The 20,216-nt window shown below is 64.8% G+C and carries 18 protein-coding genes and 1 tRNA gene; 5 read left to right on the top strand and 14 right to left on the bottom strand.

The window, feature by feature from the left end; translation table 11 throughout:
* Positions 1 to 324: 324 nt before the first annotated feature.
* The 5 genes from CXY73_RS13140 to CXY73_RS13120 form a co-directional block, all read right to left on the bottom strand.
* Complete coding sequence (locus CXY73_RS13140; RefSeq protein ID WP_158254125.1) at positions 325 to 807, bottom strand: hypothetical protein; 483 nt, start codon at positions 805 to 807, stop codon at positions 325 to 327.
* Between the two features lie 892 nt (positions 808 to 1,699).
* A tRNA-Thr gene (locus CXY73_RS13135) sits at positions 1,700 to 1,775 on the bottom strand.
* 46 nt (positions 1,776 to 1,821) lie between these two features.
* Positions 1,822 to 2,460, bottom strand: coding sequence for a TetR/AcrR family transcriptional regulator (locus CXY73_RS13130; protein ID WP_104138076.1), 639 nt, complete (start codon positions 2,458 to 2,460; stop codon positions 1,822 to 1,824).
* A gap of 39 nt (positions 2,461 to 2,499) precedes the next feature.
* Positions 2,500 to 4,035 (bottom strand): alpha/beta hydrolase, encoded by a 1,536-nt coding sequence (locus CXY73_RS13125; RefSeq protein WP_104138079.1) that lies wholly within the window; start codon positions 4,033 to 4,035, stop codon positions 2,500 to 2,502.
* An 82-nt stretch (positions 4,036 to 4,117) separates the two neighbouring features.
* A complete protein-coding gene (locus CXY73_RS13120; RefSeq protein WP_104177959.1) occupies positions 4,118 to 5,320 on the bottom strand; it encodes a DNA polymerase III subunit delta' in 1,203 nt (400 codons plus the stop codon).
* A 196-nt stretch (positions 5,321 to 5,516) separates the two neighbouring features.
* On the opposite strand from CXY73_RS13120, the gene CXY73_RS22015 reads away from it, so the two are divergent.
* The 3 genes from CXY73_RS22015 to CXY73_RS13110 all read left to right on the top strand — a co-directional run bounded on the left by CXY73_RS22015 (position 5,517) and on the right by CXY73_RS13110 (position 7,646).
* On the top strand, positions 5,517 to 5,882 hold the full coding sequence (locus CXY73_RS22015; RefSeq protein ID WP_158254124.1) for a hypothetical protein: 366 nt from the start codon (positions 5,517 to 5,519) through the stop codon (positions 5,880 to 5,882).
* Positions 5,854 to 7,083, top strand: a complete 1,230-nt coding sequence (locus CXY73_RS13115; protein ID WP_158254123.1) for a phosphotransferase family protein — start codon at positions 5,854 to 5,856, stop codon at positions 7,081 to 7,083. The genes CXY73_RS22015 and CXY73_RS13115 overlap by 29 nt, the downstream gene beginning before the upstream one ends.
* 131 nt (positions 7,084 to 7,214) lie before the next feature.
* Complete coding sequence (locus CXY73_RS13110; protein WP_146071756.1) at positions 7,215 to 7,646, top strand: hypothetical protein; 432 nt, start codon at positions 7,215 to 7,217, stop codon at positions 7,644 to 7,646.
* Between the two features lie 82 nt (positions 7,647 to 7,728).
* On the opposite strand, the gene CXY73_RS13105 is transcribed toward CXY73_RS13110, so the two are convergent.
* The 4 genes from CXY73_RS13105 to topA form a co-directional block, all read right to left on the bottom strand.
* Positions 7,729 to 8,385, bottom strand: a complete 657-nt coding sequence (locus CXY73_RS13105) for a response regulator transcription factor (protein WP_104138092.1) — start codon at positions 8,383 to 8,385, stop codon at positions 7,729 to 7,731.
* Positions 8,382 to 9,857 carry a cell wall metabolism sensor histidine kinase WalK gene (locus CXY73_RS21585; RefSeq protein WP_158253140.1) on the bottom strand — a complete coding sequence of 492 codons (1,476 nt, stop codon included), beginning with the start codon at positions 9,855 to 9,857 and terminating at the stop codon, positions 8,382 to 8,384. The genes CXY73_RS13105 and CXY73_RS21585 overlap by 4 nt, the downstream gene beginning before the upstream one ends.
* A gap of 61 nt (positions 9,858 to 9,918) precedes the next feature.
* Positions 9,919 to 10,536 (bottom strand): dTMP kinase, encoded by a 618-nt coding sequence (gene tmk / locus CXY73_RS13090; protein WP_104177957.1) that lies wholly within the window; start codon positions 10,534 to 10,536, stop codon positions 9,919 to 9,921.
* Complete coding sequence (gene topA, locus CXY73_RS13085) at positions 10,533 to 13,568, bottom strand: type I DNA topoisomerase (protein WP_104138100.1); 3,036 nt, start codon at positions 13,566 to 13,568, stop codon at positions 10,533 to 10,535. The genes tmk and topA overlap by 4 nt, the downstream gene beginning before the upstream one ends.
* 207 nt (positions 13,569 to 13,775) lie before the next feature.
* Here topA and CXY73_RS13080 point away from each other — a divergent pair, with 207 nt between their 5' ends.
* Positions 13,776 to 14,009, top strand: a complete 234-nt coding sequence (locus CXY73_RS13080) for a hypothetical protein (protein ID WP_104138103.1) — start codon at positions 13,776 to 13,778, stop codon at positions 14,007 to 14,009.
* A 53-nt stretch (positions 14,010 to 14,062) separates the two neighbouring features.
* Here CXY73_RS13080 and CXY73_RS13075 read toward each other — a convergent pair whose 3' ends face one another.
* The 5 genes from CXY73_RS13075 to CXY73_RS13055 all read right to left on the bottom strand — a co-directional run bounded on the left by CXY73_RS13075 (position 14,063) and on the right by CXY73_RS13055 (position 17,569).
* Positions 14,063 to 14,419 (bottom strand): Rv3654c family TadE-like protein, encoded by a 357-nt coding sequence (locus CXY73_RS13075; RefSeq protein ID WP_104177956.1) that lies wholly within the window; start codon positions 14,417 to 14,419, stop codon positions 14,063 to 14,065.
* Complete coding sequence (locus CXY73_RS13070) at positions 14,416 to 14,871, bottom strand: TadE family type IV pilus minor pilin (RefSeq protein ID WP_233198326.1); 456 nt, start codon at positions 14,869 to 14,871, stop codon at positions 14,416 to 14,418. The genes CXY73_RS13075 and CXY73_RS13070 overlap by 4 nt, the downstream gene beginning before the upstream one ends.
* Complete coding sequence (locus CXY73_RS13065; RefSeq protein WP_104138366.1) at positions 14,852 to 15,055, bottom strand: DUF4244 domain-containing protein; 204 nt, start codon at positions 15,053 to 15,055, stop codon at positions 14,852 to 14,854. Before CXY73_RS13065 ends, CXY73_RS13070 begins: the two co-directional genes overlap by 20 nt.
* A gap of 195 nt (positions 15,056 to 15,250) precedes the next feature.
* Positions 15,251 to 16,255 (bottom strand): type II secretion system F family protein, encoded by a 1,005-nt coding sequence (locus CXY73_RS13060; protein WP_104138109.1) that lies wholly within the window; start codon positions 16,253 to 16,255, stop codon positions 15,251 to 15,253.
* Between the two features lie 69 nt (positions 16,256 to 16,324).
* Complete coding sequence (locus CXY73_RS13055; protein WP_369831243.1) at positions 16,325 to 17,569, bottom strand: TadA family conjugal transfer-associated ATPase; 1,245 nt, start codon at positions 17,567 to 17,569, stop codon at positions 16,325 to 16,327.
* 538 nt (positions 17,570 to 18,107) lie between these two features.
* Here CXY73_RS13055 and acs point away from each other — a divergent pair.
* A complete protein-coding gene (acs, locus tag CXY73_RS13050) occupies positions 18,108 to 20,081 on the top strand; it encodes an acetate--CoA ligase (protein WP_104138113.1) in 1,974 nt (657 codons plus the stop codon).
* The last annotated feature ends 135 nt before the right edge of the window (positions 20,082 to 20,216 follow it).

Genomic DNA, 20,216 nt, shown 5'->3' with positions numbered 1-20,216 from the left:
CCAGCACGCCCACTGGCCACAACCCGCCCACGAACCAGAAATCACCATTCACGCGCCTAACTGAACGGTATTGAGGCTAAGCGCAGAGCGCCCACATAGTAATTGAGACAGAGCCGAGGAGCATCTGTTTCATCACTCATCGTCGTAAGTTTAATGTTGAGTTCCGGGCCGAGGCCGTGGAGCTAGGCATTTCATCGGGCCGGCCTAGTGGGCCACCAGCACGACGCGCTCTAAGCCCAGATGAACGCGGAGCCGCTCTTGGTCGTCAGCTTGACCCCACCAGACGACAACTTCGCTCAAATTTCGCTACAGAACCCTTGTCGCTCAGCTGTTGAATGGAACGACCATACCGCTGACTTCCACTGCAATAGGGACATCCGGTCGCTGCAACGCCTGCGCGAACGCAGTGCCTAGTTGCTCAAGGGAACGCCCAGCAGGAAGTTCGACAATACCGATCGTGACACCGGAGGCGTCCGGTGTGGCGCTGCCCATAGCTACTTGCACGCCTGAAACCAGCCCTTCGGTGGTCACTGCCCTCAGGGCGAGTTCGTTCAACTCTGCCGGTCGAAACACGGCCCGCTGGATGACCACGGTCAGCTTCTCCGGAGCTTCGGCGACCAACTCCTCAAGCCGGGCACTTGGCGTGCCATACCAAATGATAGTGACCGCGCTTCGATCCTTCGAGATCGCCGGAGAACCAAAATTTCGGTCCCCCGTCAGTTCACCCTGCAGTCGATCAAGCCACTGCATTGTCTCCAAATCGACTGGCGGCAAGGCCAACTCCTCCCGCAACTGGTCCTTGATCACCAGAGAATCCTCCAGTGGCAGCATCTCCGTCTCCACTTGCGGCCCACCCGGAAGCGGAGCAGGTGCCGCGCAGCCACTCAACGCGACCACCGCGCACAGTCCTATCCCGGCCAGCGCGAGCCAGCGACGACGACGTGTCACGGTGTATCGCATCATTGCCTCATCTGCCCCAGTGGTCATCCTCACCCTAGTGAAGACGCATGAACGACAGGTAACGGTCGAAGATCGCACGACCTATCGGGTGCAACAGAAGAACGGTCAGCGACTGGCTTCATGGAACATTTATGCACGGCTGACCTGGCGCCGGCAACACACGACTTCACCGTGCCCAGCAGCTCGGGAGCGACCCCACGTACAATCACACTGACGTACATCGCCGGAGACGGCACCGACGCGATTAATCTTGAGCTGAACGCCACGGGAATAGATCCGACGGCGGCTCCCAGAAAACCGCAGCGACCCAGCCCGCGGGGGAGGTTCTCTCGGACTTTTTTGCCAGGTTGAATGGCGATATTCATGCGTCCACGACGGATCGAGGCTGATCCACGGCAAGGACCAATCGTGCGTAGCGCTCGTCAAGGAGCTCGATCACGACTCTTTCCCGTGGAGCGCTGGCGTTCCGAAAACGACTTGTCGCAGTCTTTGTTGAACGTTCCCGCCATTTGCCCGGTATAGCCGGGCCTGGGCACGGAGCGCTAACAACGGCACGCATGATTTCGAGTGCGCAATCACCCGCAGGGCCTGTCGGAGACAATGTCCGGTCAAGCAGGTTTGACGCCACACAGAGTTCGAAAATCACATGAGCATAGGTGAAGTGTGAGCAAATGTGGCGAATTCGCAGAAACACACTGCAAAGCCGGTTTCATAAACCCTACCTGGCCAGCATATTTAGTGGAGCCGCCTGTCAGAATCGAACTGACGACCTTCTCATTACGAGTGAGATGCTCTACCAACTGAGCTAAGGCGGCATTACCAGATCGCCTCGAAAGGCAGCCGGTGACACAGCAGCCAAGCCTAGTCGTTCCTACGAGTAATTCTGTACACCTCGGAGAATGAGGCGTTCACGGACTCCGAAAGTGGGGTCGCACCGTCGCCCTCCGCCCAGACCCGCCAGGCATGGCGGATCGCCGCGACGGCTACGAGCGTGAACAGCAGGGCACGCTGGGCCAGCTCGACCGGGTCATCAGCTCGCTCGGGGGCATCCGCTGTGAAACGACGCTCGATGATCTGCTGCAGCTGATCTTCGAAGTCGCGCAGGGTCGCCATGCGCATACCGAACAGGTAGGCGTTCTCCTTCATGACCGTGCGGCGCAGTTGGTGAATCTCCCGGTCGGCCTCGGTGCGCTCCAGGCTCTTGGCGAGCAGCAGGGCCAGATCGGCGAGCACGTCGTTGTTCCGGCCACTCGCGACAAAGATGTCAATATCTGCAGCGGATGCCATACCGGGCGCGTCGCCGATCAGGGCTGCGTCTTTCGAAGAAAAATAGTTGAAAAACGTACGCGGTGAGACGTTAGCGAGGCGGCTGATGTCCTCGACCGTGACGCACTCAAAGCCGCGCTCGCGGGACAGAGTCAGCACAGCGTGTTGGATGGCTCGCCGAGTGGCGAGGCGCTTGCGCTCACGCGGGCCCGGCGGTTCCGTTTCAATCGACATACCCCAAGTGTTCCACAGCGCTCGAACGCCTCTGAGTGGTTAGCACTGGGGGTCGGCGGCTGGCACGATTCCGTCAACAAGATAGGAGTCGACCGCATCATTCACGCAGGAATTCGACTTGTTGTAGGCGGTGTGGCCTTCGCCGGTGTAGGTCACCAGGGTGCCGCTGTCGAGCTGCTCGGCCAGCTGCTGCGCCCAGATGTAGGGGGTGGCCGGGTCGTTCGTGGTGCCGACGACCAAAATGGGTGCCGCGCCCGCCGCGTGGATCTCGTCGCGTTCGCCGGTGAACGGGTATGGCCAGTTGGCGCACCCGATGTCGCCGAAGCTCATGTACGGGCCGATCACCGGGGCCGCGTCGGCGAGTTCGGCGGCCTGTGCACGCATCGAAACCGGGTCGGCGTTGTAGGAATAGTCGATGCAGTTGATGGCCATGAATGACTCGGTCGAGTTGTCGGAATATTTACCGTCGGCATCCCGACCGTTGTAGGCATCGGCAAATTGAAAGGCACCGTCGGCGCTGCCGTGCATGACGGTGTCGAACATGATGCTGAGCTGAGGCCACGCCGTGGCCTGATAGAGCGGATAGATGATCGCAGTCAGCAGCGTGCTAGCGCCAAGCTGGCGGCCATCCGTTGCCGTGATCGGGCTGTCGTCAACCGACGCCATGAGTGCACCGATTGTCGTCAGCGCGTTGTCGGCACTGCCCCGGAACGGGCAGTCCTCCCCCGTCACACAGTCGGCGAGGTAAGCGCGCAGCGCGTTTTCAAAGCCGACGGCCTGCGTCTTGGTAACCTCGAAGTTGCTCGTCGACGGGTCGACGGCCCCGTCGAGCACGAAGCGTCCGACCTTTTCGGGAAAGAGCTCGGCGTAGGTGGCGCCGAGAAAGGTACCGTAGGAGTAGCCAAGAAAATTGAGCTCCGTGTCGCCGAGGGCGGCGCGCAACAGATCGAGGTCACGTGCGGCGCTCTGCGTGTCGACGGTGCCGAGCAGCGGCCCGGTCTCGTCGGCGCAGGCGGTCGCGAATGCGTCGGACGACGCCGCAAGCTCGGCGATCCAGGCATCCGTGCCGCGCTTCGCCTCGGTCAGCCCGTACAGGTACTCGTCCATCTCGGCCGAGTCGTAGCAGGAAACCGCCGAGGAACGACCCACCCCGCGCGGGTCGAATCCGACGATATCGAAGCTCGCCTGCAGCTTTTTATCGGTGGCGTAGTCGAGGGAATCCGCGACAAAGTCATAGCCAGAACCGCCGGGTCCGCCGGGGTTCACCAGCAGGGAACCGACGCGATCGTTTCCGGTGGCCACGTGGCGCACGAGGGCGAGCGAGATCTTTCCGGCGGCCGGATCGCCATAGGAGAGCGGAGCGGATGCCTCTGCACACTGCAGGCCGTCACCACAACCGTCCCACTGCAACACCTGGCTGTAGAAGGGGGCGAGGTCACCGTCAACCTGTTCGCCGGTGGGCGTGGACTGGGCGGGGCCGGCATCCGTCGCGAACCAGGCGGAGCATCCGCTCAAAATAAGCGTGAGCGCCAGTGCGGCGGCCGTGGCGCTCAGTGCGCGGATGCTGCGGTTCAACGGATTTCCTCTTTCATGAAGCGGATGCTGCGGCTCAGGCTACCGAAGGAGGCTGGGAGTCGCTGTTATCGACGTCGCTGTGTCACTGCGGGCGACGGATCGCAGACACCAGCATCGCCTCGAGGGCGAGCGCGGGTGCGACGTTGCCTTGGATGCGCTGGCGGGCCACGGCGATCGCATCCATGGTAGCGACCGTGGCCGCTGGCGCGCTGGCCGCACTCGCAGTGCGGAGTTCGGCGAGCAGTTCGAGGTTGATAACCGCTTTGTCCCGGCCCAGCTGCACCATGCAGACATCACGGTAGAGGGAGGCGAGGTCGACCAGGATGCGGTCGATGCCGTCCCGCAGGCTACGGACGGCCCGGCGCTTCTGGTCGTCTTCGAGGGCCTTGATCTGGCTGCGCAGCCCCGGCGGTACCGACTGCCCGGCTTCGATCCCGAGTGAGCGCAGCATACCGTCGCGCTCGGCGGCATCGAGCTCAAGTGTGATGGCCTTGGCGTCGTCGCCGGCGATGGCAAGCAGCCGTGCGGCAGCATTGACGGCCGAGGACACCGAACGGATGCCGAGAGCCGTGCGCAGGGTCTCCTCGCGTCTGGCCCGGGCGTCGGCATTGGTGGCGAGGCGCTTGGCCATGCCGATGTGACTCTGGGCGAGGCGGGCGCTGAGCTCGGCGACGACCGGGTCGACGCCGTTTCGGCGCACCAGCAGGTCGGCCACGTCGGCCACGCTCGGCACACGCAGGCGCACGGTGCGTACGCGCGAGCGAATGGTCGGCAACAGGTCGGCCTCGCTCGGAGCGCACAGAATCCACACGGTGCGCTCGGGCGGCTCTTCGAGGGCTTTCAGCAGCACGTTGGAGGTGCGCTCGACCATGCGGTCGGCGTCTTCGACTACGACTACGCGGTAGCGGCCGACCGAGGGCGAGTATTGCGAGCGGGCGACGGCTTCCTTGACGGATTCCATTTTGATAATGACGCCCTCGGTGGCGAGCACGCTGAGGTCTGGATGGGTGCGGGCTTCGACCTGGCGGGCCGCGGCGAGGTCTTCGGCGGGTGTGCCCGGGCTGAGCAGCGCGGCGGCGAAGGCGAACGCGAGGTTCGAGCGGCCGGACCCGGGGGGCCCAGTGATGAGCCAGGCGTGCGTCATCGAGTTGGACTCGGCGGAGGCGCTGGTGCTGGTGCTGGTGGCATCGCTGCTGGTCTCACTGGCGGAAGGCACGCGCTGCGCCGCCGCCCGGAAGATGGCGATTGCGTCGGCCTGTCCCGTTAGGTTGTCCCACACTGCCATGAGTCAAGGGTAACCCGCCCCGCCGACACCGCCCGCGCCCCGTGCGTCTTGTGCCGACCGAGCCCGGGCTCGGAAAATGTGCCCCATACCCGACTGCCACGAGGTCACGAGGTCACGAGGTCACGACCAACTCAAGATGAGAACCCTCTCATGCTGCTCTGCGCGAGAACCGTGGTCGACGCCCCAGACTAGGTCAATGCAGACTTTGTGGAAGGTGGCGCTCGGTGCCACAGTTGTGGTCGCCCTCGGCGCCGGATCTGCAGGGGCCGTCGCGCTGACCTCCACGCTCACGATCACCGACCAGCCCGGGCTGGTTCAACGTATCGATCCCGTGGGCTCCGGCTCTGGCTCAAGCACGACCGCCGAGGAGACCGCACCCGGAGTCGCGCCGACGGCCACCGCGACGCCCATCTCGACGGCCCCCGTTGATGTTCCGGTCGCCCCGCCCGTCGCTGTACCCCCGGCCGGATCGCAGACCATCGACGACGACGTTGACGTTGACGTTGACGTTGACGTTGACGACGGTGACGTCGGTGACGACTACGTTGACGTTGACGGCTGAACCCGGCGGGTCGCATCCGCTGGAACAGGCGCCGGAAATTCTCGAGGCCGTCGCGGAGTCGCTCGGCATGACCCTGGTCCGGCTGCATCGGTTCAGCATCGAAACGACCGCCCGCGGCGTCCCCGCCGGTTACACGATCGAGCTGGATCCCGGCACACAGACGACCGAATCCCACACCGTCTACCTTGAATCGAATCCCACCAAACGTGACCGGCCCGGCGTGCTCGCCTTCCGTGACGAGCAAACCGATGAAACCGTGGCTGCTTGGCTGTACCCGAACGATCCCGAGCTGCCCGCCCTGGCCGCGGCGGTCTACCCAGACTCTGCCCAGGTCCTGCTCGCCCGCCTCGGCCTGCACACGAGCAGCCTCGTTGTCACCATCGCGGCCTATCGGCCAGGAAAACGCGCCGTTGTGCGTGCGGTCGCAGTCGAATTTACGGTCTACCTCAAGGTCGTTCGCCCGGCTGTCGCGGGGCCGCTCCATGCCCGCCACGTGCTCTGGGGAGCCGCCGGCGTTCCTGTACCGCGCAGCCGCGGCTGGAGCGCCGACGGATTCATCGCCCTGGAGCCCGTTCACGGTGTCGAAGCGAGCCAGGTGGTCGCGCAATTCTCGCCCGAACCATTCCTCGACGAGCTTGATCGGCTCACGACAGAAATCGGCCTGATCGAAAGTTCCGACTCGGCACGAGCATCGCTGTCAGCGCGCCTGCCCTGGTACGTGCACCGAGTGTGTTCCCTACTGCCAGCCGAAACGCCCAGGGTCACTGCCCTGGGCGATGCCATCGAACGGATGCGCGCGGCCGCGATTTTCGCCGCCCCCGTCACCGTGCACGGCGACCTGCACCTGGGGCAGATCTTTCTGGACCCCGACACACTCGACTCCCCACGCATCTCCGGCGTGCTCGACATCGACACGGCCGGGTTCGGGGACCCGGCCGACGATGCCGCTGCGCTCTACGCACACCTGGTCGTGAGCGCCCTCCACCACGACGATCACTCCAATCCTTTGGCCGCCGAAAGCTGCCGCGTGCTGGCTGCCCGTGCCCGCAGCCGGTGGCCTCGCCGCGGCGAGCAGTTTTTCAACCGGGCGCGGTACATCGCGGCAACCCACCTGCTCGGGCACGTGTTGAACCCGGGCGCACACAGCGCGAATTTGCTCGGCGCAGCCACCGAACTCGTCGTCGACCCTGCCTCAGACTGAGACCAGCGGATGCCGTCGGCCAACATGAGAGTCCTCTCACGCCGTGCTCCGAGGCTTCTCATGCTGAGGCAGGAATCTTGAAGCTACAGCAGACGAGCACAGGCTCGACTCGCCAACTACAAGGAGACACCATGATGACAGCCAAAAAGCGTTGGATTGCCATGGGCGCCGGATCCGCACTCGGCATCGGATTGCTCGCCGGCGGCGCCATGAGCGCAGCGAACGCCTTCGAGATCGAGGACCGTTCGGGAAGCTCGATCGGTGTGCAGCCGGTGAGCTCCATCTCGGCGGGCACGGCGATCCCGTTGAGCACAGCGAGCGTCTCGACGTTCGACGACTCGGTTTCCCTCCCGAGCGATGATTCAACCAACACCTCGAGCGATAACTCGACCAACACCTCGCCCGACTCAACCAACAACTCATCGAGCAGCTCGAGTGTCGCGTCGACGGTCTCAGCCGTCTCGGTAGTTTCAGCCGTTTCGGTCGTGACCCCGGTCTCCGCACCGTCCGTCGCAAGCCCGGTGTCTGCCGCATCGGTGCAGAGCCCCGCATCCGTCGACTAAGTAGAGCGTCGCAGACCAAGTCGAACTACGAGCATGAGAAGGCCCGGGCCCCCGCCCGGGCCTTCTGCTTTCCCGAGCGAGCTTATTTGAGCCGATATCCCATGCCGCGCACCGTCTCAATGCGTTCGGGCCCGAACTTCGCCCGAAGATACCGCACGTACACGTCAACGACGTTGGAACCTGGATCGAAGTCGTAACCCCATACCCGGCTCAGCAGCTGCTCACGGCTGAGTACCTGGTCGGGGTGCCGCAGAAACTCTTCAGCGAGGGCAAACTCCCGGGCCGACAGCTCCACGGTGCGCTCCCCCACAGTTGCACGGCGGGTGCGCAGGTCGAGCGCGAGCTCCCCATAAGCCAGCCCGGTCGGCGAGCTCTGCTCGGCATCTCGCAGTCTTAGGCGGATCCGGGCCAGCAGCTCATCAAATTTGAACGGCTTCGCGAGATAATCATCGGCACCACCATCGAGGCCGGCGACCATGTCGCTGGTCGTGGACCGAGCGGTCAACATGATGATCGGCAGCGGCAGCCGTTCGGCCCTGATCCGTTTCATCACCTCGAAGCCGTCGATGCTCGGCAGTCCAACGTCGAGCAGCAACAAGTCGAAAGTGCCGGACTGGGCATAGCTGACGGCGTCGAGCCCATCACCGACCACGGTCGAGAAATACCCGGCAGCCCGCAGGCCCTTGCTCACGAACAGAGCGATTCGCGCCTCATCCTCAGCGATAAGAATGCTGGTCATTTCGCGGCCACCACATCAACAGCGCGGCGCGGCAACATTATGCCGAACCGAGATCCGTCGGGCGACGTCACCAGGTCGACATAGCCGCCGTGCGCCCGCGCGATAGCGTCGACGATCGGCAGCCCGAGCCCGGAACCTTCGACACCACGCCCGGAATCGACACGGCCGAACCGTTCGAAAATGCGGGCCTTGGCCTCCGCCGGAATGCCGGGGCCGCTGTCGCGGATCCAGAATTCCACCGCCTCGGCGTGCTCGGTACTGCCAATCTCGATGGTCGTTCCGGGATCTGAGTGTTTGGCGGCATTGTTCGCCAGCTGCAAGAACGCCTGAGTGAGACGGGCCGGATCGACCGGTACGACAACGTGCGCGCGCTCGGCCAGAATCCAGGCGTGACCGGGAAGCGCACTGACCTTGAGGTAGAACTGCTCGGTAAGGTCGCCGGCATCCGTTGGTACCCGCCGCAGATTACCGCGCTGGGCGTTGGCGAGCGACTCGATGTCGTCGATGAGTCCGGTCATCCGGTCGAGTTCATCAAGCGCAATTTCCCTAGCGGATGCGACATCATCGGGATTGCGTGCATCCAGCAACTCAAGATGCCCACGCACGATGGTGATCGGAGTCTTGAGCTCGTGGCGCACATCCTCGAGCAGCTGTCGCTGTGCGGTCAGCGACTCGTCAAGGCGCTCGAGCATGTCATTGACCGTTTCGGTGAGCTCGGAGATGTCGTCGTGGCCGATCACCGGAATGCGCTCGTGCAGGTCGGTTGCGGTGATCCGCGACGCGGCGGCCTGCAGCTGTCGCACCGGTCGCAGCAGGCGACCGGCGACGAACCATCCGACCAGCCCGATCGCCACGAGCGCCGCAGCCGCGACGGCCGCATAGATGCGAAAAGCGCTCGTCAACTCGTCCAGCTCAGCGTCAAGATCAAAGGCGGTGACAAAAATTCCGGCTTGTCCGCTGCCCTCCACGGTCACCGGCGCGGCGATATACCGCAGGTTCCCGAGTTCGGAGACGGCAGTGCCGCGCACGACATTGACACCGGCCACTTCGTCGAGAATGCGCAGGACGAACCCGGCATCATCCTCCAGGTGGAAGGCCAAATCGGTGCCGGGGATCAGCGCGGGGACGCCGTCGATGATTCCGAGGGTGCTCTCGTTGGGGCTCGGAACGAGTCGGGCCATGACTGCTTGCAACGCCTCCCGGGTAGATGGGTAGCTCGCACCGGACGCCTCCGGCAACGCCTCGACCTTGTTGAGGTTGGTAGTCGGCACGCCGGTGACGATGAAGCGCACACTCTCGACGCTCGTCGCTAGGCGAACATCGATGTCGTGCAGGGCGCGGTCGCGTTGCACGAGGTAGGCCGTACCGCCCGCAACGGCCAGACCAAGGCCGGCGACGACCAGAATGGCGGTGAGGATGCGCACCCGCACCGACCAACCGGATCGCACAGCGGACGAGGCAGTCGAGGTCATAGCTTCAGTATCCCTTAGAGAGTCGCAACCTCGCCCACGTTCGTGGTCCGGGCCCCGACCACTAGAGGAGGGTGGAAACTCGAGCCTGGATGGTGGCGGCGATCTCAGCGGCGGGGGCGGCAGCATTCACTACCAGAAACCGGGAGGGCTCGGCGGCGGCCAACTCGAGAAAAGCAGCGCGCACGCGGGCGTGAAAGTCGTTCTTCTCCGCCTCCAGCCGGTCGAAGACCTTGTTGTCTGCGTCGAGGCGGGCTCGGGCGGCGCGCGAGTCGAGGTCGAGTAGCACGGTCAGATCGGGCAGAAGCCCCTCGGCGGCCCAGAGCGACAGGTCGCGCACCTCGGTGGCACCGAGCACCCGGCCAGCGCCCTGGTAGGCGACCGAGGAGTCGAGGTAACGGTCCTGCACGATGACATCGCCGCGGGCGAGTGCCGGCCGCAGCTTCGTACCGACGTGCTGGGCCCGGTCTGCGGCGTAGAGCAGGGCTTCGGCGCGGGGATCCACCTCGCCGCGGTGGTGCAACACGATCTCGCGAATGTCGACGCCGACATCCGTTCCGCCGGGCTCGCGGGTGCGCACGACGGTGCGCCCCTGCTTTTCGAGCCAGTCGGTGAGTAGGAGCGACTGCGTGGTTTTGCCGGATCCGTCGCCGCCCTCCAGCGTGATGAAGAGGCCGGTCACGGCGCAATCGTGGTGGTCGACGCAGAGTCAGCGGCCGAGCTGGACAACTTCTTCACTGGTGTTTTCTTGGCGGCAGGCCTCGTCACAGCAGCCTTCTTGACCGGAGCCACTGGCGTGCCGACCAAGGCTGCCTTGGCCGCCGCATTCGCGGCACGGGTCGCAGCCGCCTTCTTGGCGGTGGCAGCCTTCGCTGCCGCAGTCGGCGCCTTACGCACGACCGGCTTCTTGGCGGCTGGTTTCTTGACAGCGACCTTCTTGGCCGGCGCCTTCTTGCGCGGCGCGGCCGGACCCTTAGCGCGCTTGTCAGCGAGCAGCTGCACGGCCCGCTCGAAGTCGATCTCCTCGATGTCCTCCGACTTAGGAATCGTCGCGTTGGTGACCCCGTCGGTCACGTAGGCGCCGAATCGGCCGTCCTTGATCTTGATCGCCTTGCCGCTCTCCGGGTCGGGCGCTTCGAATTCCTTCAGTGCACTCGATGCCCGGCGGGCACCATACTTCGGCTGGGCGTAGAGCTCGATCGCGCCAGGCAGGTCGATGTCGAAGATCTGGTCTTCGCTCGTGAGCGACCGGGTGTCGATACCCTTTTTCAGATACGGCCCGAACTTACCGTTCTGGGCCAGAATCTCGGTGCCGGTCTCCGGGTCCAGCCCCACCACGCGCGGCAGGGCGAGCAAGCGCAGCGCCGTTTCGAGATCGACCGTGGCGAGATCCATCGATTTGAAAATGGATGCCGTGCGCGGCTTGTCCGCGGCGGCCACCTTTTTCGCCGCCGGCTTGCGCTTGGGTTTGGCCAATGCTGCGGCAGAACTGGTGACCTCGCCGGTGACGGGGTCGATCGTTTCCACGGGAACAGCCACGACGACCGGAGCGACCGGCTCGGCTGGAGCCGGCACGAGCTCGGTGACGTACGGCCCGAAGCGGCCGTCCTTGGCAACGATCTCCTTGCCGTTTTCCGGGTTGAGTCCGATGACTCGATCGGTGACGACCGGAGCGTCGATGAGTTCGCGGGCCTTCGTCGCGGTCAATTCGTCTGGAGCGAGTTCCGGCGGAATGTTCACCCGGCGAGGCGGGGCATCCGCTGCAGCATCGGGGTCGATGACCTCGAGGTAGGGGCCGTACTTGCCGATGCGCAGGGTGATGTCATCGCTGATGGCGACCGAGTTGATCACGCGCGGGTCGATCTCGCCGAGATTATCGATGACCTGGCGCAGGCCGCGGTGCTTGTCGCTGCCGAAGTAGAAGCTCGTGAGCCAATCCAGGCGGTTGGCTTCACCGCCGGCGATGCGGTCGAGGTCGTCCTCCATCTCGGCGGTGAAGTCGTATTCGACCAGGTCGCCGAAGAATTCTTCGAGCAGGCGCACAACCGAGAATGCAATCCAGTTGGGGACGAGCGACTGACCGCGCGGCGTGACATAGCCACGCTCGGTGATGGTCGAGATGATCGACGCAAAAGTCGACGGCCGGCCGATGCCGAGCTCTTCCAGTTTCTTGACCAGGCTGGCCTCGGTATAGCGGGCGGCCGGCGTCGTCTCGTGGCCCTTGGCCTCGAGGCCCTGCAGCGCTAGCTTCTGGCCCTCCTCGAGCGGCGGCAGCTTCGATTCGGTCGCGTCGGTTGAAGCGTTGCGCTCTTCGTCCTTGGACTCTTCATAGGCGAGCATGAAGCCACGGAAGGTGATGACGGTTCCGCTGGCCGCGAATTCGGCGAGCGCGCCCGAGGCGGCGGGATGCTCCGACGTGCCGGTCGGGCCGGCCGCAATGGTCACCGAGGCGGTCGAACCGGTTGCGTCCTTCATCTGCGAGGCGACGGTGCGCTTCCAGATCAGGTCGTAGAGCTTGAAATCGTTGCCGCGCAGGCTCGAGGCGAGCGAAGCCGGGGTGCGGAAGGTGTCGCCGGACGGGCGGATGGCCTCGTGCGCTTCCTGCGCATTCTTACTCTTGCCCTTGTAAGCCCTTGGGGCATCTGGAACCGTTTCAGCGCCGTAGAGCGCTGCGGCCTGGGTGCGGGCGGCCGTAAGGGCCTGCTGCCCGAGCGACGGCGAGTCGGTACGCATATAGGTGATGTACCCGTTTTCGTACAACGACTGCGCGACGCTCATGGTCTGCCGGGCGGTGAAGCGCAGCTTGCGGGCCGCTTCCTGCTGCAGGGTCGAGGTCGTAAACGGTGCTGCTGGGCTGCGTCGGTACGGCTTGGAGGTGACTCTGGTGACCTCGAGCTTGACGCCGGGGCTCTGCAGCGCGGTCGTCAGAGCGTGGGCAGCGGATGCGTCGAGGGTGACGGCCTTCACGGTGGGCTTGAGCGCACCGGAATCGTCGAAGTCGCCACCGGTGGCGATGCGCTCACCGTTCAGCCGCACGAGCTTCGCATCGAAGGCCTGGTCAGTTTCTGAAGCGGATGCTGCCAGTCGCGCCAGCAAATCCCAATAGCCAGCGGAGACGAACGCGAGGCGCTCCTTCTCCCGGTCGACGACGAGGCGGGTCGCGGCGCTCTGCACACGTCCGGCGGAGAGGCCGGGGCCGACCTTGCGCCAGAGCACGGGAGAAATCTCGTAGCCGTAGATGCGGTCGAGGATGCGGCGGGTTTCCTGCGCGTCGACGAGGGCGGTGTCGAGGTCGCGAGTATTGTCCTTGGCGGCAAGGATGGCGTCCTTGGTGATCTCGTGAAACACCATGCGCTTGACCGGAACCTTGGGCTGCAGCACCTGCAGCAGGTGCCAGGCGATGGCCTCGCCTTCGCGGTCCTCATCAGTTGCGAGCAAGAGTTCGTTCGCATTCTTGAGGGCACGCTTGAGTTCGCTGACGGTCTTCTTCTTGGCGTCGGAGACCACGTAATATGGTTCGAAACCGTTTTCCACATCGACCGAGAATCGGCCGAGGGCACCCTTCTTCAGCTCTGGCGGCAGGTTTTTCGGCTCGATCAGATCGCGAATGTGACCGACTGAAGACAAAACTTCATAGCCGTCGCCGAGATACGCGGCGATCGACTTCATCTTGGTCGGTGATTCAACAATGACCAGCTTCTTAGTGCCTGGCACCAGACTCCTCTTTATATGTAGTGGCCAAATGATAGGCCAAGGCACACCATACACACTGGAATGGAGTGCCCGCCTAATCGACGAGTGCATGTCGGCGCGTCCCGCCGGCATACACGCCACTCCCAGCGACCGTTCAGTTCGCTCTGGGCGTGCCGCATATCGGCTCGATATCCTTGCCGTTTGCCCGCCCGCGTGCAGAATAGATCCATGGGTACAATGACGGCCACATACACCGCGATGTTGACGGATGGGCCCCTCCAAGGCAAGACAATCACAACGACCTTCCTCGATTCGGGCGATCCGCAGCCGCGCATTGAAATTCCGGCCGACGCTGGCAAGCGCTATCTCTACGCGCGTGGTGCTGGGCGGGAGTTTGAGGGCACCGACTCCGGTCGTCCGACTGCGGTCGAGTACCGGTACCTCGAGGTTCTCCTCTCTTAGGTCGTGTCTCCCTCGGGCGGCTGAGCTTCGGGCGGTGCAGACTCCGGCATTGCTTACTCCGGCGGCGGGCCGGCCCGTGCGCTCGCCGAGAGTTCGATGCCCAGTACCGTGCGCGATACCGAAACGGAGGTGATCAGTCCGGTCACTGCGCAGCGGGTTACGGCCACCTCGTTGAGTGCTGCGACGGCATCAGCCGCTGGGCAGGGGTAGCCCGCGATTGCACCGGATGCGGTGTCGGCCGCAGCGAGCGCGGCCGCGTCGGCGGCGTTCGCGACGGACCGGCCAACGCCGAGCAGTGCAAGAGTGGACACGACGAGGGTCGTCAGCAGTACGGTGGAGGCGAGTACCGCGATCGCGAGGATTGAGCCTGCTCCCTGCTCCGACCCGCTCTGCCGACCGTCCGCGCTCACTGGCCACCGGCGAGGGAGCAGGACTGAGCTTCGAGGGTGAACTCGGCGAACAAGCCAGAGCCGGCCGCTGTGACTCGGGCGCAGACGAATTCCCCGCGTCGTTCCGCCGCCAGGTCGGCTCCCGCCACGGCGCCGGCGACGAGCCCGGCTGCACGTGCCACGCTGTCACCGCGGGACAGAACGCGTGCCGCGGTGGCGGCGGCATCTGTCAACCGCACCTGCACCCCGACGACCTGCACGGCGCCGAGGCAGCAGACCAGCACGAGCACAACGGCCGGCAGCGCGGTGGCGAACTCGGCGGTGATGCTACCCCGATTCGCCTGACCACTCGTCCTTGCCCGGCCGGCTCGCTTTCCCCGGCTCGCCCAGCTGGCCGGGCGGGCCGGGCGTGCCGGGCTCGCCCGGACCTGTAGCAGATGCGCGCGCCCTCGACTACCCGATGCTGAGTGCACGGCGCACCAGGTCGGTGAGCATCCCACGCACCTCGTCGCTGCGCAGAATGACGATGAGTAATCCGGCGAAGCCAACCGCGGCCATCGTGGCAACCACGTATTCGGCGGTGGCGGCTCCAGCCTCGTCGGTCAGCCGTCTCAGGGCATTCCGCGCAGGCACCACAGCAATACTCACTGATTTCATCGGCACGGTTTGGGCCAGCACCACGTCGGCGGATTCCCCGGCCGCAGGCGCCGCTTTTTCCACCACCTCGATCTTTGTATACACAGACTCGTCTCCTTCTGGCGTCTGTCGACGCGGGTTGGGCGGCACGAGCACATTCACTCTGCTCCGGTCTGTCAACGGCAACCGCACGCATCCGCTGATCTGTGCACAGCCTTAGAACGTGGCGAGGGTGGAGGAGAGCACGCTAATCAGCAGCGGCACGACGCCGACGAGCATGAACGCGGGCAGAACGCACAGGCCGAGCGGCAGCATGAGCGTCACCGAGAGGGTCTCGGCTCGACGCTGCCCCGCACTTCGGGCATCCCGTCGCGTTTGTTCGGCTTCGCTGCGCAACAATTCCGCTGCCGGAACCCCCGCCCGAGTGGACAAATCAAGCACCCGCTCGATCGGGTCATCCCGCGACTCCGTTCCGGACCCGATCGCATATCGCGCGGCCGCAGCGTGCACGAGCGCCCGGGAACGATCGATCGACCCGCCCCCGGACATGGCAATTGCCATAAGTTCGAGTCGCAAACCGGGAGTCAGCTCGGTCGGCGCCGCTCGACGTACCAGCGCGCGGCTCCACCCCGCAGCGGCGAGCATCAGCACACCGCCACCGGCCAGACAGAGCAGCCCGGGAACGGTCGCGAACAGCGTGTGCACCGAGTCGAAGCCCATCAGGCTGCCAAAGAGGATGCCGATCACCGGCAGCACCATGACCAATCGTGCCGTCGCGCGTGGGGCGGCCAGCGCGACCTCGAGGTCGCGCTGCACCTGCGCCAGGTCACGCAGAGACGCGGCAAGTTCCCGCAGGCAACCGGCCAGTGGTGCCCCCGCCTGCGTGGCAACCTGCCAGGCTGCGGCGAGTCCCCGCCAGGCGGATTCGGTCTCGCCGCGTGCCTGTCCGACGATCGCATCGGCCACGCTGTCGCCACAGGCCGCAGCCCGAGCGGCAGCCCGCAGGATGCCCGTGTTCGCAATCTCCGCGTCGCCAGCGCCGGGTGAGTCGATCTGTCGCCCGACACCTCTCGTCACCGGCTGCTCCGTCGACGCGCCCCGCGGCGGCAACAAATATTCCCAGGCCGAGACCGGAGAAACGCCGGCCGAGAGCAGCACGGCCAGCCGTTGGGTGACCGCCGCGACCTCCTCGATCGGCGGCACCGATTCACCGCGCCGCATGAGCGAAGCCTCCCCGGGCGACCGTGTGCAGAGGCACACCGTTCCACGCGATCGCTGCCTCCGGCCGCATCACAAGGCCTCGATCGCCAGGCGGTCCCGACCGTTGATGGTGAACCGGCCGACCGCCTCAAGCCGGCGCACCCCCTCGGTGCGCTCCAGGTGCAGCACGAGCCCGATCGCGCTCACTGTTTGGCGCGCCACAGCCGCCGCGCTCATTCCGGCGAGTGCCCCGAGTGCTTCGAGGCGGGCCGGTACGTCGTTGAGTGAATTCGCGTGCAGGGTGCCAGCTCCCCCATCGTGCCCGGTGTTCAGTGCCGCGAGCAGCTCCCGAATTTCGGATCCGCGGCACTCGCCCAGAACGAGCCGATCCGGCCGCATGCGCAGAGCCTCACGCAGCAGTGCCTCAAGGCCGATGCGCCCGGCGCCCTCAAGGTTGGCTTGTCTGGCCTCAAGCGCGACCACGTGTGGATGCAGGATGCGCAGCTCGGCCACGTCTTCGATCGCGACGATGCGTTCGTCGGCCGGGGCCTCGCCGAGCAGCGCGGCCAACAGGGTGGTTTTTCCGCTGCCGGCAGCGCCGGTGATGAGCAGGTTCTGCCGACCGCGCACCGCGGCACGCAGTCGATTCAGCAGGGCAGCAGACGCCTCGCCCACGCCGAACAAACCGGCGTCAGCGAGTGCACGGAGGCTGCGATGCGCAGCGTGCGGAAGCCGAATCGACAGGAGCGTTCCCGTGCTCGATACCGGTGGCAGTACCGCATGCACCCGAATGCCGTCGGCGAGGCGCACGTCCACACACGGGCTGGCCTCGTCGATGTGGCGTCCGCCCAGGGCGATCAGCCGCACGGCCAGGGCGCGTACCTCCGCCTCGCCGAGCTGCCAGGCCGGTGCGAAGGCAAGGCCATGGCCGGCATCGATCCACAACCCGGAAGCCCCGTTGACGAATAGGTCGGTAGTCTCGGGGTCTTCGGCGTAGCCGGCCAGCGGTCCGAGCGCCCGAAGGTCGGAACGGTTGGTCCCGGAGCGAGTCGGGCTGTACGCCGGTTTGGTGCTGATCTCGCCAGCGATTTCACCGGCAGCGATCATCTGCTGAACTGCGCTGTTCTGCTGCACAGTACCGACGGCATCCGTGGGCATCGTGCGATGCCGGGCAGTGGGCGCTCGCTGCGGCGCGGCGACCGGGCGCGTGCCCGACGCGGTGATCGGATTCGCAGGCGACGCCGCAACCGCACCGGCGCAAGACGAACCGGCGACACCCGGAACGATGTCGGACACAACGGCGTAAGACGGAACGGCAACGAAGGGCTGGACCATGCTCCGACCGTAGAGCGGGTCAGGGCACACAGGCAGTCCGCTGCCGGGATCGGTGGGAAACGGCTGATGGTCGCATCTGGGGAGGATCAGCACCAATCCCACGCCCCGCGCAGCACGGCAAGCGCGATCCACCGGCCCTTGAGACGATCCGCCGCGCACGCGACTCACGACTGAAGACCTGCGACTGAAGACCTGCGACTGAAGACCTGCGCTCTTAAAAAGAAAGGGCGGCACCTATTGGGGGGAACAGGTGCCGCCTAGCAACACGCAGATTGGGGGGAACCATACGTCTTGCTGGCCAGAACTTTCGCTCGGACACCCTTAAGTTTACGCGGCGCGGGACAAATTGCAAGTCCGATGTCCTCCAAAAAGAGGACACTCGCATGGGGGCGTACAAAAATGCTATTTCTCATCTAATTTTTGGGCTCCTGTTGCTCAAAGGAGCGCTCTGTATACAGAGATTGGCCCGGAACCGCTAGGGTTCAATTGAGCTGGCAATGTCTTGCATGCACGTACCGCAAAGGAGCGAATTACAAATATGACGGTCAACATCGATAACCTCCTCCACGAATCGCGCCGATTCGCACCGACTCCGGAGTTTGCAGCGAAGACCGCAGCGACACCGGAACTGTACACCCAAGCGCAGAAGGATCCGGCCGCATTTTGGGCTGATCAGGCCCGCAATCTACTGCACTGGCACAAGCCGTTCACTAAGTCCCTCGACTGGTCCAACCCGCCGTTCGCCAAGTGGTTTGAAGACGGTGAACTTAACGTCGCGTACAACTGCCTCGACCGGCACGTTCTCGCCGGCAACGGCGATCGTGTCGCGCTCTACTTCGAGGGCGAGCCGGGCGATTCTCGCAGCTACACCTACGCCGAGCTGACCACCGAAGTCAAAAAGGCCGCCAATGTGCTGCTCGGCCTCGGCGTCAAGGCTGGCGACCGCGTGGCCGTATACCTGCCGATGATCCCAGAGGCCGTCATCTCCATGCTTGCCGTCGCCCGCATCGGCGCCGTGCACTCGGTCATTTTCGGCGGGTTCAGCGCCGAGAGCCTGCGCTCGCGCATCGATGACGCCAACGCCGTGCTCGTCATCACGGCCGATGGTGGCTACCGCAAGGGAAAGATCAGCGCCCTGAAGCCAGCCGTCGACGCTGCCCTCCAGACCAACGACTCCTCAGTGAAGAATGTGCTCGTGGTCAAGCGCACCGGCCAGGACGTGCAGTGGAATGACCGCGATATCTGGTGGTCCGATGCCATGGAGACCGCCTCCCCCGAGCATGAGGCCGAGGCCTTCCCGGCCGAGAACCCGCTGTTTATTCTGTATACATCGGGCACTACCGGCGCCCCCAAGGGCATCCTGCACACCAGCGGGGGCTACCTCACGCAAAATGCGTTCACGCACCAGAATGTGTTCGATCTCAAGCCCGAAACGGATGTTTACTGGTGCACCGCCGACGTCGGCTGGATCACTGGTCACAGCTACGTCGTTTACGGCCCCCTTGCTAACGGCGCCACCCAGGTGCTCTACGAAGGCACTCCCGATTCCCCACATACCGGTCGCTGGTGGGAAATCATCGAGAAGTACAAGGTCTCGATTCTGTATACAGCGCCCACGGCCATCCGCACGTTTATGAAGCTCGGCCGCCAGATTCCGCAGAAGTTCGACCTGTCGAGCCTGCGCGTGCTCGGCTCGGTCGGTGAGCCCATCAACCCCGAAGCCTGGATGTGGTATCGAGAGGTCATCGGCAGCAACATCACGCCGATCGTCGACACCTGGTGGCAGACCGAGACCGGATCGATCATGGTCTCGGCCCTCGCTGGTCTCACCGACACGAAGCCGGGCGCGGCCCAGGTTCCGGTTCCGGGCATCACCATCGACGTGCTCGACGATGACGGCCTGCACGTTGGCCTCGGCAACGGCGGACTCCTCGTGGTCACCCAGCCCTGGCCGGCCATGCTCCGCGGTATTTGGGGCGACCCGGAGCGTTTCAAGGAGACCTACTGGGACAAGTTTGAGGGGACCACCGGCGCGACGGACGGCCCGCTGTACTTCGCCGGGGACGGTGCCCGCCTTGACCACGACGGTGATATCTGGCTGCTCGGACGCGTCGACGACGTGATGAACGTCTCAGGACACCGCCTGTCGACCGCCGAGATCGAGTCCTCGCTCGTGGCGCACTCGCTCACCGCTGAAGCGGCCGTGGTCGGTGCCGCCGACGAGACGACCGGTCAGGCCGTCGTCGCGTTCGTCGTGATCAAGTTCAGTCAGGCCGAAGTTGCGTCGCACGAGGACATCGTCGGCATCCTGCGCAAGCACGTGGCCCAGCAGATTGGTGCGATTGCCCGCCCGCGCGACATCTACATCGTCGACGAGCTGCCGAAAACCCGCTCAGGCAAGATCATGCGCCGTCTGCTGCGCGACGCGGCCGAGGGGCGCGACGTCGGCGATGTAACGACCCTCGCCGACACCATGGTGATGAACACCATCACGTCACAGATGAAGAAGTAGTAGCCGCGCCAAACTCGCGTTAAACCACTGAGGCCGCCCCACCGGGGAGCGGCCTCAGTTCTTTGCGGTGGCTAATTCAGGAAACCCGGGTGCCGGCACCCCGTAATTGCGGGCTGCGCTAGACGCGGCCGTCGC

This window comes from Cryobacterium sp. Y50 (assembly GCF_002929805.1).
In the GTDB taxonomy this organism is placed as follows: domain Bacteria; phylum Actinomycetota; class Actinomycetes; order Actinomycetales; family Microbacteriaceae; genus Cryobacterium.
Note: the sequence above shows the minus strand (reverse complement) of the source record. Positions and strands in the feature narration are given on the sequence as shown.